Annotated in this window: 14 protein-coding genes; 11 read left to right on the top strand and 3 right to left on the bottom strand. The window is 40.1% G+C overall.

Annotated features, from left to right (window positions below; translation table 11 throughout):
• The first annotated feature begins 130 nt into the window (after nucleotides 1-130).
• The 5 genes from SLH46_RS02030 (at nucleotide 131) to SLH46_RS02050 (ending at nucleotide 4,314) form a co-directional block, all read left to right on the top strand.
• On the top strand, nucleotides 131-955 hold the full coding sequence (locus SLH46_RS02030) for a 3'(2'),5'-bisphosphate nucleotidase CysQ family protein (protein WP_320279473.1): 825 nt from the start codon (nucleotides 131-133) through the stop codon (nucleotides 953-955).
• 92 nt (nucleotides 956-1,047) lie between these two features.
• Nucleotides 1,048-1,326 (top strand): hypothetical protein, encoded by a 279-nt coding sequence (locus tag SLH46_RS02035; protein ID WP_320279474.1) that lies wholly within the window; start codon nucleotides 1,048-1,050, stop codon nucleotides 1,324-1,326.
• A gap of 126 nt (nucleotides 1,327-1,452) precedes the next feature.
• On the top strand, nucleotides 1,453-1,950 hold the full coding sequence (locus SLH46_RS02040; RefSeq protein ID WP_320279475.1) for an SPOR domain-containing protein: 498 nt from the start codon (nucleotides 1,453-1,455) through the stop codon (nucleotides 1,948-1,950).
• Between the two features lie 211 nt (nucleotides 1,951-2,161).
• On the top strand, nucleotides 2,162-2,587 hold the full coding sequence (locus SLH46_RS02045) for a deoxycytidylate deaminase (RefSeq protein ID WP_320279476.1): 426 nt from the start codon (nucleotides 2,162-2,164) through the stop codon (nucleotides 2,585-2,587).
• An 80-nt stretch (nucleotides 2,588-2,667) separates the two neighbouring features.
• Nucleotides 2,668-4,314: a S41 family peptidase gene (locus SLH46_RS02050; protein WP_320279477.1), complete on the top strand. Its 1,647-nt coding sequence runs from the start codon at nucleotides 2,668-2,670 to the stop codon at nucleotides 4,312-4,314.
• Between the two features lie 70 nt (nucleotides 4,315-4,384).
• Here SLH46_RS02050 and nadA read toward each other — a convergent pair whose 3' ends face one another.
• The 3 genes from nadA to SLH46_RS02065 all read right to left on the bottom strand — a co-directional run bounded on the left by nadA (nucleotide 4,385) and on the right by SLH46_RS02065 (nucleotide 9,726).
• Complete coding sequence (nadA, locus tag SLH46_RS02055) at nucleotides 4,385-5,377, bottom strand: quinolinate synthase NadA (RefSeq protein WP_320279478.1); 993 nt, start codon at nucleotides 5,375-5,377, stop codon at nucleotides 4,385-4,387.
• Between the two features lie 139 nt (nucleotides 5,378-5,516).
• Entirely contained in the window at nucleotides 5,517-7,157 is a 1,641-nt protein-coding gene (locus SLH46_RS02060; protein WP_320279479.1) for a choice-of-anchor J domain-containing protein, read from the bottom strand.
• A gap of 19 nt (nucleotides 7,158-7,176) precedes the next feature.
• A complete protein-coding gene (locus SLH46_RS02065; RefSeq protein WP_320279480.1) occupies nucleotides 7,177-9,726 on the bottom strand; it encodes a TonB-dependent receptor in 2,550 nt (849 codons plus the stop codon).
• Between the two features lie 778 nt (nucleotides 9,727-10,504).
• Between SLH46_RS02065 and SLH46_RS02070 the strand changes: the two genes are divergently transcribed.
• The 6 genes from SLH46_RS02070 (at nucleotide 10,505) to SLH46_RS02095 (ending at nucleotide 16,227) form a co-directional block, all read left to right on the top strand.
• Nucleotides 10,505-10,936, top strand: a complete 432-nt coding sequence (locus SLH46_RS02070) for a hypothetical protein (protein ID WP_320279481.1) — start codon at nucleotides 10,505-10,507, stop codon at nucleotides 10,934-10,936.
• 69 nt (nucleotides 10,937-11,005) lie between these two features.
• A complete protein-coding gene (locus tag SLH46_RS02075) occupies nucleotides 11,006-11,338 on the top strand; it encodes a PadR family transcriptional regulator (RefSeq protein ID WP_038557465.1) in 333 nt (110 codons plus the stop codon).
• A 31-nt stretch (nucleotides 11,339-11,369) separates the two neighbouring features.
• A complete protein-coding gene (locus SLH46_RS02080; RefSeq protein ID WP_320279482.1) occupies nucleotides 11,370-12,947 on the top strand; it encodes a PspC domain-containing protein in 1,578 nt (525 codons plus the stop codon).
• Nucleotides 12,948-13,035: 88 nt separating this feature from the next.
• Entirely contained in the window at nucleotides 13,036-13,533 is a 498-nt protein-coding gene (locus SLH46_RS02085) for a DUF4252 domain-containing protein (RefSeq protein ID WP_320279483.1), read from the top strand.
• Nucleotides 13,534-14,039: 506 nt separating this feature from the next.
• Nucleotides 14,040-15,425 carry a hypothetical protein gene (locus SLH46_RS02090; RefSeq protein ID WP_320279484.1) on the top strand — a complete coding sequence of 462 codons (1,386 nt, stop codon included), beginning with the start codon at nucleotides 14,040-14,042 and terminating at the stop codon, nucleotides 15,423-15,425.
• 31 nt (nucleotides 15,426-15,456) lie between these two features.
• Nucleotides 15,457-16,227 (top strand): hypothetical protein, encoded by a 771-nt coding sequence (locus SLH46_RS02095; RefSeq protein ID WP_320279485.1) that lies wholly within the window; start codon nucleotides 15,457-15,459, stop codon nucleotides 16,225-16,227.
• Nucleotides 16,228-16,233 lie beyond the last annotated feature (6 nt).

Raw genomic sequence — 16,233 nt, forward strand, 5'->3', positions numbered from 1 at the left:
TTTATTACGTAGGTAAACAAAATAGGTTGTTCTCCAGTGTAAAGAAACATTTAAATACCATCCATTTGTAGAGGGAGTAATTACATAGAAAGAACGGAACGATTAAATTTACGTGACTACTAAAAAACCGATGAAAATTAACAAGGTAAATAGTGTTATAAATGTGCTTACCGAGGCTGGGAAGGCAATAATCGATGTATATGAAAGCAACGATTTTGACGAGCAGTTAAAATCTGATAACACCTCGGTTACCCGCGCCGATAAAGCTTCGAGCAAGATTATTAATGCTGGCCTTGCCAAAATATTTCCTGAGTTTCCGGTATTAGACGAAGAGACAAATTTCCCTGAATATGCAGTTCGGAAATCATGGGAGAGTTACTTCCTTGTTGATCCACTTGATGGTACAAAAGAGTTTATCAAACGAAACGGTGAATTTTGTATCAATATTGGGTTGATTAATAAAACGACTCCGGTTACCGGCTGGATTTATGAACCGTTAAAACAAAAGGGCTGGTTTTGTAGTAAGGGAGAGGGGATTTTTGAGTTCGACAGCAAGGGTAGTTTTTCTGAAATGAAGAAGCCCGGAATTTATGCGGGTAAAATTCGCGTGGCAACAAGTCGCTCGTTCTTTAAACCACGCGAGGCCGAGCTGATCGAAAAAATGAAACGTACTTTTGAACTGGAAATTCTGCACTGTGGCAGTTCAAAAAAACAGATTGAAATAATAAAAGGCAACGCCGATATGTACCTTAAAGCAGGACCTTGCTCGGAGTGGGATACGGCGCCCGGACAGTTGATGGTGGAAGAATTTGGTGGAGTTGTGTTCAGGCAGGATACCTTCGAAACCATGGCCTACAACAAGCCGATCCTTATAAATCCGTATTTTGTTATGCTCAACGAAAGGCTCAATACTCCGGAGTTTGTTGAGTTTATGAAACAAATTATTCAGGAATAATCAGTCATTTTAACTTTTCTGTCTCGATTAGATAGTTTAACTTGTTAGCAAAGTCTGGAAATCTCCGGAGTTAAACTAAAAATAGATTACAAATGAAACGTACATTAATCCTTCTAGCAGTGGTGTTAACTGCAGTTCTTCTTTTTGCCGGATGCGCCACACAATCGTTCGAAAATATTGGCGATCCACCGGGATTTATTAGAGGTGTTTTTCATGGTTTTATCCTGTTATTCAGTTTTATTGCCAGCTTGTTTACCGATTACGAGATTTATGCTTTTCCAAATGCAGGAGGCTGGTATAACTTTGGATTTTTAATAGGAGTGATGCTGTTTTTTGGTGGCGGAGGTGCAGGAGCCAAGTGCAAAAAGTAACGCATCAACCTACATAATTTTCAGTTGCAAACAACAAGCTGTGCAAAACTTGCGTTTGATAAGAAATACGATGGCAGCGCTTATGCTTATCTTCGCTTTAGATTTTAACAGATAAACAGAAATAATATGAAGAGGATAGTTATTCTTTTGGTGGTTGTTGCAACAGTAGCATCATCATGTAAAATATTTAAGCAACCGGCTCAGGCCGAATCGGAGTATACTACCGATACTACTGCGCCAACAAAAGTATTTACCGTTCCGGGTACTGAAACTACCGATGCCCAGCCTACCGCTGTAACTAAGTCGGAGCCTGTGGCCGACGTGAAACCAATTGCTGTGCGTAAGGAACAGGTGTCTTTTACCAATCAGACCGACCAGACTGCCAATGCCGGAAATACATTCTTTGTTATTCTCGGATCGTTCGGTCAGTTAGATAATGCTAAGAATTACCGTACTACACTAATCGACGAAGGTTTTACACCAATTATTCTTCACAGCGAAACAGGTTATTACCGTGTTTGTGTGAATTCGTATAAGAGCGAAAGTGAGGCTCGTGGCCGTGTAGCGCAGGTACGCAATGCATTCCCGAAATATTCAGATGTTTGGCTTTTAATTAAAGAATAGAAGATATTTTCAAATTGATTTGAAGACGCCGCATTTTGCGGCGTTTTTTGTTTCCCCTCATCAATAGCCTGAGATTGTAATCTTTAAAAATTCTTAAAATCAACCACAATACCCCTATCGGTGTTATAATATCAATATTTATTGAAAATCAGTATTACATTTGTAATCGTTGCATAAAAACGATACCCATTCAGTTAAAAGAAAACAATTTATGAGTAAAGACGAAAAACAAAAATTACTCGATCAGCGCTACCTGAAGATGGCCGATATTTGGGCGCAGAACTCGTATTGTAAACGCCGTCAGGTAGGAGCGTTAATTGTAAAAGATAAAATGATTATTTCTGACGGATATAACGGTACGCCGTCGGGATTCGAAAATAATTGTGAAGACGAAGACAACAAAACAAAACCATACGTGCTGCATGCCGAGGCAAATGCCATTACTAAAGTGGCCAAATCGGGCAACAGTAGCGACGGTGCTACTTTGTATGTAACCTCTTCGCCTTGTTTAGAGTGTTCGAAACTTATAATTCAGGCAGGAATAAAACGAGTGGTATTCACCGAAAGTTACCGGCTTGAGGATGGCATAAACCTGTTAAAACGTGCCGATATTGAAGTGAAACAGGTTGATATTTAAAGCGTCTATTTTAAGGCACATGAGAAACAATTAAAACATAAACCGGCATTGAGTGCAATGTTGGTTGAAGAACAAAGTGTATGAATAAGAAAACGACAATACTTTTACCCGTAATAATAGCTATGGCGGTAGCAATAGGAGTTCTGATTGGCAACATGCTAAACAGAAATGCCCAGCCGTCGTTTAATAGCTTCGGTTTTGCTCAGCCCAATAAAATTTCCACTATTCTCGATCTTATAAATAAAGGATATGTTGACAGTGTAAATACGGGCGATATTGTGGAACAAACCATTCCTGAAATAATAAAAAACCTGGATCCGCATACCAGTTATATTCCTGCCAGAGATATGGAAGAAGTGCAGGAAGAGATGAGTGGAAACTTTTCCGGAATCGGTGTACAGTTTTCGATTCAGGAAGATACAGTGCGTGTTATTGAGGTAATTTCCGGAGGACCATCAAGTAAAGTAGGAGTGCTGCCCGGTGACCGGATTGTAGCGGTAAACGACTCGGTAATTGCCGGTGTTGATGTGCATAACAATACAGTGATGTCGCTTTTGCGCGGCGAAAAGAATTCGAAAGTGAGAATTGGTGTGATGCGAAAAGGTTATGATGGTGAACTCGAATTTGAGATCACCAGAGGCGATATTCCGCTGTACAGCGTTGATGTGTCGTACATGATTGACGATGAGACCGGATTTATAAAAGTTAGCCGTTTTGCGAATACAACTTACCGCGAGTTTGTTGAAGGTATGTTAAAACTGCAGAACGCAGGCGCCAAAAAGGTGATCATCGATTTGCGGAGTAATCCCGGCGGATCGTTAGTGGGCGTGTTGCAAATGGTGGATGAGTTTCTAAAAAAGGGAGAACCTATTTTGTACACAGAAGGGCTAAATCAGCCGCGAAAAACATACAATGCTTCGGCTAAAGCTACTTTCGCTGATATTGGTGTTTATGTAATGATCGATGAGTTTTCGGCATCGGCAAGCGAGATTTTTGCCGGCGCTATGCAGGATAATGACCGAGGATTGGTAATCGGGCGTCGATCGTTTGGAAAAGGTTTGGTACAGGAGCAAATTCCGCTGATGGATGGCTCGGCATTGCGCCTCACCGTAGCCCGTTTTTATACGCCAAGCGGACGTTGTATTCAAAGCTCATACGAAGATGGTAACGAGGAGTATTACAACCACATTTACGAGCGTTTCCATAATATGGAGCAGTTGGTGGCCGATAGTATTCATTTTGCCGATTCGTTGCGCTACGAAACCAAAGGTGGACGTGTTGTCTACGGCGGCGGTGGTATTATGCCTGACTTTTTTGTTCCGGTTGATACTGCAGGAACTTCGGATTATTACAACCTGATCTACCGAAAAGGACTCGTATATTCATTTGCTTATGCTTATGCCGATTCACATCGCGATGAACTTACAAAGCTTAACTCGGCCGATGAAATTGAAAATTACCTGGATAAGAACAGTGCCCTGAATGATTTTGTGGCTTATGCCGAGGAAAAAGGAGTTAAAAAAGATGCAAAAGGATTGAGTGAATCGAGGCTGGTGCTCAATACACAAATGAAAGCCTATATTGCCCGAAATATTATGGGTGAAGAGGGTTTTTATCCTATCATCAAACAAATTGACAAAACCTTGTTGCGTGCCATCGAAGTGTCGCAGCAAAACCTTATGGTTGCAAATGTGGTGGCTACCGATTCGGTGGTTGGCATAAACTAAATCAGGAATATGATATAAAAAGTAAGCCCGGTAATTATTAGTTACCGGGCTTACTTTTTATTTAAGGAATCTATTTCGATATCTCCAGCATCCGTTGAATTGGGATGCGGGCTTTTTCGATTACTTCTTGTGGAAGGTTAACCTCTGGCTGTTCGTGTTTTAAACAGATGTACAGCTTTTGCAGGCTGTTTAGTTTCATGTATTCGCAGTCGTTGCAGGCACATGTTGAATCGTTTGACGGTGCCGGAATAAATATCTTATCCGGACATGCTTTTGTCATCTGATGCAGAATACCACTTTCGGTTGCTACAATAAATTTCTTAGCGTCGCTGCTTTGTACGTAATTCAGCAGGGCAGTTGTAGAGCCAATATGTTTTGCCAGCAACAGTACCGGTTTTTCACATTCGGGGTGAGCGATAAATTCAGCATCAGGATTTTTATCCATCAGGTCAATAATCTTCTCAACCGAATATTGTTCGTGAACCATACATGCACCGTCCCAGAGCACCATGTTGCGGCCGGTTATACTGTTAATATAATTTCCAAGGTTTTTATCAGGAGCAAAAATCAGCTTCTCGTCTTTTGGAAAACTGTCGACGATCTTTTGAGCATTGGCCGAGGTGCAAACAATGTCGGACATCGTTTTTAACGCGGCAGTTGCATTTACATAGGTAATTACCTTATGCTCGGGATATTGGGCTTTAAATGCGGCAAATTTATCGGCCGGTGCTGATTCGGCCAACGAACAGCTGGCTTTCAAATCGGGAAGGATAACCTTTTTATCCGGATTGATAATCTTTGCTGTTTCGGCCATAAAGTGTACACCCACAAAAACGATCATGTCGGCATCTACTTTTGCCGCTGCCTGTGCCAGTCCAAGACTGTCGCCAACGTAATCGGCAATGTCCTGAAGAGCACCTTCAACGTAAAAATGACTAAGTATTACGGCATTCTTTTCCTTTTTCAGGCGTTTAATTTCTTCAACCAGTTTCAAGGTTGGGTCAATTGTTTCCTCAATATAACCCTTCTCCACCAACATTTTATCTATCTGAAGCTGTTCCATCTCTCTTGTTCTGAATAAACAGGGCGCAAAAATATAAATTCCTGTAAAAAAAACAGTGATATCGGTTAAATGTTTGGTTTTGAAGCATAAAAAAAGCCGCATAAAAGCGGCTTTCTTTATATTGAGTTAAAGTAATTTCTTACTGAAGAACGTATTCTCCACCGCTTAAAATTACGTACATGGTTTCGTAAAATGCTCCACCATCATACATTAAATAGGTAACTGCAAATTTTTGTCCTTCTTCAGAAGAAGGGAAATTATTCTTTAAAACACCGTTTAATACATCCAGAATCATTTCGTCTGTCCAGTTATAGTCGAAGTCCTGATAGTTTGCAATTGTTGCAATGTAAGATGCATATTTATCGGAGTAATTATCTACAATAAAGGTATAATCGGCAGCAGTCAGCGTATATTTTATTGTATTGTCAGGTACCCAGGTTGTTCCATCGTGGCCAAACTGCAGCGAAGTGCTTTGTGTTGACTCATAGTTGGTCCAGGCACCTTCGGTAAATGTATACAGGTTACCGCGTAGTTGTGCGCCGCTCGAGCTTGAATAATAATCGTATACGATGATAATTTCGTCGTCATCCTGAGCATATGGATATTTCATCGTTAAGAAAGTTCCCAGGTAATCGGTAGGAGTAATTGAACTACTGAAGTTGTTGTAATATCCAGGTTGTCCGTAAGCTTCTCCCATTGAATCGAAGTCGGCATCGCTAACAAAGTAAACGCCTTCAGAAGCTTCCCATTCTTCGCCATCGAAAGTGTAGAAGATTTCTTTATTAACTGTAGTTCCTTCAACACCGGCAGCTTTAATTACGCAACTTTCGATTTCCCATGTAGCTGAGGTTTCGGTAGTAGATTCGTATTTAAATGCGATGTGAATTGTTTCACCTTCGTAAGCTGAGAAATCAATAGCTTCTGAAAGAACCGGATCCCAGTTGTTTCCTGCAGGTTTTGTTTCAATTGTTAAAGCAGTCCATGTTGCAGTTGATGGTTGTGCACCTGAAGTATAATCAGTTGAAACCATTACGTTAAGCAGTTCAATTTGTGTAGAGTAGTTTGCAATCTGGCTGATCTGGAACGTTAAATTTGATGCATCAGTTAAGTCGATTTCAGGAGAAACCAGCCAGTCTTCGTTTGTTTGGCTGCCGCCAGAATAACCCGACATTTTTGCACCATAGTTGCTACCTACCCATGCCTGGTCTCCAACAACGCTAAATGCTTCGAATGAGTTTAAACTTCCACTTGTGAAATCAACTTCGTAGAAATTTGAGTAACCAGCAACAGGCTCAGTGCTGTACTGTTTGTATTTAACTAAAATATTGTCGCCATCAGCAGCACCTTCAACGCCATCAGCAAGAATGTCGGCTAAATAATCCTCTGCGTCTTCATTCGGGAAGAATGCAATAGCACCAATTGATCCTTGTGGATAGTCGTCGTTTGCTAAACTGTAGTCGTCAGCATAAGTATAATCGCTTACGCCAGGGGCTGAACCAACATATAATTTATAGCCAACCAATACCGAAGAACCTTTTCCCCAGATAGGATATTTATCGGTTAAGAAATCAGGAAGCATGGCTTTGGCATCATCTTCGCTGCTGAAGTTTCCATAACTCAGGTCCAGCGCGTCGTAATCATCGTCGGTTAATGTGTATTCTGCATCGCCAACAATGGGATTGTCTTGTGCATCAATTGTGTCGTTAATATCCCCCATCGGGTCACACGACGTAATTGTAAATAATGCAGCAATCGAGAAAAGAAATATTATTTTTTTCATCGTACTAATATCTTTTTAATTAAAAATCAATTTTTAAACTGGCACTGAATGTTCTTCCGAAACCGTACCAAACAAGGGCTGTCTCGGCATTGTTGCCAGAACCATTTGTTGCATCGGCAATGTATTCGGTGTCAAATACATTGTTTAAGGTACCAATAAGTGTTGCATCAAAGTCTCCGATTTTGAATCCGTGGCGCAAACCAACATCAAACAATCCGTATGATGGTAATTTCCATGGTTGAGAAGTGCCTTCTGTTGTTACTGTTTCAGGGCTGAAATCAGCATAGTAATCAGCAAAATAGAAGTAATCAACTGTAACATATGATTTGCTCAGCAATTGGTATTCCAGTCCAAGGGCAGCTGTTGTCTGTGCAGCATCCGCAACTTTCAGGTCTTTAATGTATAGGTTAACCGGGTCGCCAATTGGATTTTGGTCCTCGTCATACGCTTGTACATCTTTAACATTGTCTGCCCATCTCCAGTCGCCTATTGATAACATACCAGTAAGTTTCAGGTTGTTAGTCAGGTTCCATTTTGCATCAACTTCAATACCCTGGTGAAGTGCATTTACACCTAACATGTTAAGGTAAATTGGGCTTGTAGTAGCTGTTCCCGGATAATACCTGGTAAATGTACGGTCGTTCCATGCTGTACGATACAGGTTAACATCAGCAGAGAAGTTTTTGCCAATGTAACCATAACCCAATTCCATACTGAAAATCTTTTGGTTTTCAGCATCTTCGTTGATGTCGGTGTTGTTGTATCTCAGGAAAACTGCATCAAAACCGGCAGCTTTTTCGAAATAACCAATATTGGCAAATACATTATGGTGCTCGTTAATGTTGTAGTTTGCACCACCTTTAACCATGTATCCAAGGAAGTTATAACGATCAGATTCCTGAAGTGGATCAGAGTCTAAATACTGGAAGTAGTCGATACGTTTGTAAGAAGTATTTGAAACAGACGCTGAAACAAATCCTGACAATACATCGTTCGAATATTCAAGCTGACCGAAAAGACCTTGCCAGCCTACAACTCCGTCGTTATAATAGTTGTATTTGTCGCCAACTTTTAATGCCCTGTTTGGGTCATTAATATCGTCGTCGTTGTAAATGTAATCAGCTCCCATTAAGTTTGTTACCTCGTAATAGTGGTGACCGGTATAAGTTCTTAAGTCAACACCACCAACAAAAGTTAAATTTTCACTTATGTCGGTATTCAACGAAGAAATAACTCCATACCAGCTGTGGTCGTTGTGTGATGCTCTTAACCACGAAACTGCTCCGTTTGCTCCACTTGCACGGTTGGTAGCCATAATGTTATCTAAATCGATAGGTTGGTCATCACCTCCCAATCTAACATTAAACAAGCTGCTTTCGCCACCCTGGCCACCGCCGCCACCGGTACCCCATGATACGTACAACGAGGTAGATAAATTGGTGTTAGGTGTAATTGTCCAGTAGTGGTTCAACGAAGTTAAAGGCTTAAAATAGAAGTTGTCTTCTACGTGTGTAACATTTCCGTTCAGGATACCCCAGTCAGGATTAAATTTGTTTTCACTTTCGGCATTTCTGTAAGTTGAGATCAAACTTTTATTTTGTCTTTGTCCGTGAACTTGTTTTGCTCCGAAAGAAGAAAGTGATAAGCGGTGGTTTTCTCCAATTTTCTTTGAGATATTAACGAAATAGTTGAATCCCTTAAATTCAGTTCCGTCAATATATCCGTTTCCGGATGTTTGAGAAAAAGAACCTGTAATGGCAAAACCGTTATCCATTAAACCGGTTGAAAGTGTTGCTCCGAATTTTTTGTAACCATCGTTACCAAAGCCGGAAAAGAAATTACCACCTTGTTCAGTATCGGTAGTTTTAGTAATAGTGTTGATTGTACCCCCAATAGAAGGTACGGCAACTTTAGAAGCTCCTAAACCACGCTGTACCTGCATGGTGCGGGTAACATCGGCCAGACCTGCCCAGTTACTCCAGTATACACGACCATTTTCCATGTCGTTTACAGGAATACCGTTGATCATTACCGCAACGTTTTCAGACTCAAAACCACGAAGGTTAACACGGCCGTCGCCAAAACCACCACCCGATTTGGTTGCGTAAACACCAGGAGTAGATTTCAAAATCTCCGGAAATTCCTGTGTACCTAATTTGGTTTGAATCATTTCGGCAGGAATGTTTGATACAGCAACCGGTGTTTCGCGGCTGATAGCTACCGAAGCAAGTACCATAACCTCATTAATACCTACTGCATCCGACTCCATCATAATTTCACCTAAATCTTTGGTTTGACCTCCAGAAACGTTAACACTAATTTCCTGTTGAGTGTAACCAATGTAAGAAATGATGATTTTCTGATCGCCAGATTTTACCGACAATGAAAATGTTCCATCAATGTCAGTAACCGTACCGGTTGTTGTTCCGTCCAGTACTACACTCGCCCCTATAAGGGCTTCATTAGTTTCGGCATCAACAACTACCCCCTTGATTGTTTGGGCATAGGTTGCGAGCGAAAACAGGCTGAATGCAGCCAGTAATACAATCGAAAAAAATGCTTTTTTCATAAAACTTTTGATTTGGATTAAAAATAAATATTGAAATTATATCAATTTTCGAATAGAATGTATGTGTTTGTTCCCCCTGTTGCTACAGGGGCTTGAATGGCTTAACTGCGCATAATGTTTTGCGTATCCTGAATTGGCTCTCATTTTTTATCTCTGTGTAGTTAATTGATTTTAAAATCAAATACCCTCACACTAGCTTAAATTGCGTAGCAAAGGAAACTTTTCTTTTAGCTTTTTTTGTTAAGTTGATGTTATTTAATTGTGTACTATGCCTTAACATTCGCGCTAATTATTTCTACTTAAAATTCTAACTAATGCACAGTAAAAACAAGTTAACAGGTTTTAAGTTGTTAAATGATTTGCCTGAGTTATTAACAATTTTATCCACATTTTAACTCATGCAAATCGGTTTCAAATTCCAAAAATTACAATATATAGTTAAGTAGAATCGATATTTAGATTTTCATCTGAAAATTATTTCAAAAAATAATAAATCATAAAAGACAGTAAAACAGGAAGATAGGGTGTTTTTGCTAAAAAATATTGAAAAAATATGGTACTATGTGTTGCAAAGTACTAGATTAATGACATATATTTGTAATGCAAATAACAATGTAAAAAAAAGTACATTCTTAAAAAAAGTTCTTTGCAACTTGTAACGGAAACAAAAAACAATCGTCTTAATGACGGAAACAGAAAACAATTAGAAAGCAGAAACGAAGAGCGAACTTCAGAAAAAATCGCGAAGCCAAAAAACAAAAAACAAAAACTCAAAGTCATGAAAACAAAAAACAATGTTCAGAAAGCAGCTTTACGTTCAGCAGCAGTAGTAGTAAGTTTTGTTCTTATAAGTTTTACCGTAAGCGCACAAACTTTTTGGAAAAGATTACTTGAAAACACAGGATTCAGCGATATTGCCATGGCAATGGCGGCACCTGCTGATAACACTATTGAAAAAGGAGTTCCTGCAGAAACAGCGGCAACTTATTATTATGCCAACGAAGTAGAACCGGCAATGGAACTTGAGGCATGGATGACCGATGATTCAAGATTTAACACCAGCCAGTTTGTGTTCGAAGAAGCAATCGACGAAAACCTGGAGCTTGAAAACTGGATGATGAACGAAACATTTTTTCAGCCGGTAGTTGACGAGGAAGCCGGATTGGAGTTGGAAGCCTGGATGGTTTCTGATAAAACATGGAAGATTTAAACGTGCTTTGCAAACCAACTAACTAACAACGAAAAATATAGAGGACTAACAGATAGAAAGGGACAGAAAATGAAGATAGAAAACACAAAAGCACAAATGAGAAAGGGCGTACTGGAATACTGTATCCTGCTCGTTCTCGACGGAAAACCACTTTATGCCAGCGATATTATTCAATCGCTGAAAGAAGCCAAAATGATTGTGGTGGAAGGAACATTGTATCCGTTGTTAACCCGATTGAAAAACGCAGGGTTACTGGCTTACCGCTGGGAAGAATCAACACAGGGACCACCCCGAAAGTATTACGAGCTAACCGAAACAGGGCGTACATTTCTAGTCGAACTCGAAGGTTCGTGGAGCGAATTGGTTGGTGCAGTACAAACAATTAGAGATAACAAAGCTTAGTCCATCCTAAAAATATCAAACAAAAGACAAGATGAAAAAGACATTCACAATAAATATAAGCGGCTCAATATTTCACATTGAAGAGGATGCCTACGAGGTGCTGCAAAGATACCTGATCAATCTGAAAAACCATTTTGGAACTGATGAGGAAGGAAAAGAGATTATCGCTGACATTGAAGCACGTATTGCTGAGATTTTCAGCTCGAAAAGTACAGAGGAGAAAAAGGTGATTACCGCTGAATGGGTAAATGATATGATAGAAATTATGGGAACTCCGGAAGACTTTGCTGAGGAAGAAGGTGAAGAAGAAGATGTTTCCATTGCATCGGAAGCAAAACGCAAACGTCGTTTGTACCGCGATCCTGATCACCGTGTTTTAGGTGGTGTTTGCGGTGGATTGGGAGCCTATTTTAATATGGATCCTGTAATCTTACGAATAATATTTGCCATCCTCTTTTTTGTAACATCGGGAGCTGCCGGTTTGGCCTACTTAATTTTATGGATCGCTGTGCCTAAAGCAGTAAGTACTGCTCAGCGACTCGAAATGCGAGGTCAGGAAGCAACAGTAAAAAACATCGAAAAATCGATTAAAGAAGAGGTAAAAGAAGTAAAAGAAAGCTATAAGAAATTTAAAGAATCGGATACCTACTCGAAAGGAAAAAAGTCGATGGAGGGCGCCGGTGATGTGGTTTACAATATATTTAAAGTAATACTGAAAGTATTTGTAATCGTGTTTGGGGTGTTCCTTATTCTTTCCGGCTTTTTCGGTATACTGGGATTGGTTTCGTCAATGATAATTGGCCATTCGTTTGTAGAAGGACTGCCGTTGATTTGGGGACCAGAAATTCATATGCCAAATATGTTGAACCACTTTGTTGAACCGGGTACCGTAACCTGGGGATTAATATTGGTTGGACTGCTTACAGGAATCCCGTTGCTTGCACTTGTTTATATCGGAACCAAATTGGTTTTCAGGTATAAAGCCAATAATGCTATTGTAGCCTTGTCGATGGCCGGTGTTTGGCTGGTTTCGCTTTTTGCCTTGTTAATCATTTCGGTTAGTCAGGTAGGAAATTACAAACAGAGCTCGTCGATAACAAAAACCGAAACAGTTTCGTGCGACTCTTGCCAGACCCTGTATCTTCGATTAGCAGACGACAAGCTGGATGATTATGCTGAAGTTGATTGGAATGTGCAAGGTTTTAAAGTAGCGGTGATTGACGGAGAAGAAGTTGTGGTTGGTTATCCGGAACTGGATGTTGTTCGTTCGTCGGGCGATGATTTTGTAGTAACAGTGCGTTATTTCTCAAGGGGAAATACCCGCGACAATGCCAAAGAGTGGTGCGAGGAAATGGTTTACACTTTTGACCGATCAGACTCTACGCTTTATTTCGATCCGTACTTTTATATTGGCGATAAGGCAAAATGGAGAGGACAGGAAGTGGATATTAAAGTAAAAGTTCCTGAAGGAAAAACTGTATTTCTTGGCGATGATATGGACAAAATCATTCATGATATAGAAAATACATCGAACACCTGGGATCGTGATATGGTTGGTAAATATTGGGAAATGAAACCTGAAGGGCTGACTGAAAAAACCACAAAATAAGGTAGATCGGCACAAAGAGAAACTTAAGAAAATCTTTGTGCCATTGCTTTAATGATTGAATAGAACGAAAACAAACAATTTTAATCTCATGAAAACAATAACAACATTTCTTTTTGCCCTGGGGCTTTTACTGGCCAGTTTACTGGCATCGGGGCAAAGTAAGTCTGATAATATGTACGATACGTTTGCCAATAAAGATGGCGTAACCAGCTTTTCCTTTTCAAAAGATATGATCGATGCCATTGATCTCGATCTGGGCGATGATGATGAAAAGAATGTTACCGGCGATTTACACCGGGTTCGGTTTATGTCATACAATCCTGAAAAAGGCAGCATTAGTAATAGCGCGTTCACTAAAAAAGCAATTGCTTTGCTTCCATCGAAATATAAAAAATATGTGGACGACGACGAAGATTCGGATGCACAGATCTATTTGTTGGGAGGTAAGAAAAAATACTCCGAGTGCCATATCTTTATTACAAACGAAAATCCTGAAGGCAATAGTTTTATCGTGTCTTTTTATGGCGATTTTAACGTTCAAGATATCGACAAACTGAAGTCGCAGGGCAAAGATATGTCGGAATAAAAACGAAGAATCAGATATTAAAAGAGGTCGTTGTAAGCAAATGTGCTTATAACGACCTCTTTGTTTTGTGAATAACTGTACTTTTCTACCTTGTTTTAATGTTAAATTTTGTCCCATAATGAAACAACCCGCTAAAATAAAGGGTTTTGAATTCACACGTTTATGTTAATTCTTTATTTTTGGCGACTGCAGCTTAAGAGCTTGGATTCGTTATATTTGGAATGGTTGTAACATCTTGGGAAAGGTTATTTCAAAAATTTCGGAAGAATAGGCTGGAGGTCTTTATTTGAAATGACCCAAAATGGTAAAGTAATATTTTACCACAAGAGCTGCAATGTTACTATTCTCATGTGCAGGGAGTAGCAACACGAACAAAAAGATAGAAAAGTAAGAGTAAAAGAATTGTGAGGACAGTGTGCTGTAGGGACATATTGACTATTCCCCATGCCCATGATATATGGCATGAACTCCCGTTTAGTTTAAGAAAAATTCTAAAGCATAGGTTGGTGTTTCTAACACTGACTTTTGTCTTTAGTTTCTTTACTTTCAGCCATTCACACGCCCAAAAGGCAAACGACAACTATATAATCGATATTTATACCACTTGGCCGGCCACAACAATTAGTAATAAAGATACCCTTTCGGTTAATGACACTTTGGTTGTAGAAGGAGATTTAACGCTAAGTCAGGGTGCCGTATTAAACATTAATGAAAATGCAGTATGTATCATTCATGGAAACCTTGATATTGGTACGGATGGCTTGCTAAATATTTATGAGAACGCTTTGTGTATTATATACGGCGATTTATATCTCAACAACAAAGTTAGCTTAAGTATTGGCGCCCATTTAATTGTTGGAGGAGATTTAACATCAACCGCCAACAGCGACAAAATTGTAGCAACAATCGATTCTACTGCCGCTGTTTATGTGTTAGGTGAAGTAGATACCGCTCAAATTGAAGGATTTAATTGTCCAAATACAGAAGATTATATTCCCTATACAGGAGAAGAAGAATGTACTTACGGAGATATAATTTCGCTGGAAGACAATGAAAACGACAGCACCGGTATTTACGATTTGTTTGTTTTAGGCGATGCCGAAAAAGGTGTGTATCCTGTATATTCCGAATTATGTGCCGGTGGAGCTGCTGTTCTTTCTGCAGTCTACGACACGGCTTTTGCTTATCAATGGTGCGATTCAAGTGGCGTCGAAATTGATGGAGCAACAGGTGTTAACTATACAACTACTGAAGCTGGCGAATATTTCGTAAAAATCTATCTTGCCTCGTTAGATGAAGACCCAACCATCTCACACCGGGCAAAGGTAGTGGGCACATCTTTAAATGTAGATATAGTTGAGAATGAGACTTCCGTTTGTTACGATGCAACTGCGGAGTTTACACTGGTTGGAACAGACGGAGCAACCGTATTTTATCATATCAACGGAGGCAGTAGTCAGTCTGTTGTATTAGGCGGTGGCACGACAACCGTTTCGGTGTCAAATGTGGAAACTGATCAAACGTTAACCATCATATCCGCCGAAACTGACTCAGTGGCCTGCGAAATCAACCTCACATCTTCAATTACTGTTAACGCTATTCCAACGGCGACAATCTCAGCAGATAACGGACCGGTTTGCGAAGGAGATGAGGTCATTTTTAGTTTGACTGGTACCGCAGGAGCCACGCTTACTTACACAATTAATGGCGGTGCCAATGAAACATTGGAACTCGATGGAGGATCAGGTGTGATAAATGTCGAAGATCCAATCGAAGACCAGCTGGTTACACTGGTTTCTGTCATTAATGGAAGCTGCACCCAAATTTTAAACGAAACAAGAACGGTGGTGGTAAATCCTGTTCCAATCACCGGCGACATAGAACCCGACTAACAAAAAACAAACAAGATAAAAAAACAAAAAGATGAAAAACAAATTAACTTATTTACTTACGACCATTGCGTTTCTGGCTATCAGTAGTGTGGCAATGGCACAGGATGGGAAAAGTCCTTATGCTGGAACTTCTCACAACTATTCGGTAACACCCGATGCGGATGCAACAAACAAGACATATTTATGGTCAGTATCCGGAGGAGGTACAATTAACGGAGCTGCTGATGGTACCTCTGTTACTATTGATTGGGGAACAACTCTTGGAACTTACACAGTTACGTTTACCGAAAAGGATGAAAGTACATCATGTTCAACGATCAGAGAATTGGAAGTTGAAGTTATTTCAAACACTTTTTATCTGAACATGTTTTCCGATGCATCGGCTTGTCACGATTCAACCGGACTGATATTGGCTTCAGGAGCATCAGGACCAACAACCCTGTACTTTACGGTGAATTTAAATAAAGACAACGCTTGGTCAATTGATACCTGGGAATACGATTTTTCGGTTTCTGTTGATGGTTCAGACTACTCACTATCATCTGTTAAAGTTGATGATGGCGCCGAGCTGGGAACAGGAGGCTCCTATTCAGATATTTCAGTGACCGGCACAGAAAGTACCTCGGAAATTGCTGTAGTTATTGATGGCCCGGTTACCGCCGGAACTAATGTGACGGTTACTATCAGCAATGGAGAGGCTATAAAAGGAGTGGTTGTAACCCCAGATAACGGATCGGGTGATAAAACACAGATACTAACGCTGAATCCACTACCAAATACTACAGATATAACTACAGATTAATACTTC

This window comes from Draconibacterium sp. IB214405 (genome assembly GCF_033963885.1).
Classification (GTDB): domain Bacteria; phylum Bacteroidota; class Bacteroidia; order Bacteroidales; family Prolixibacteraceae; genus Draconibacterium.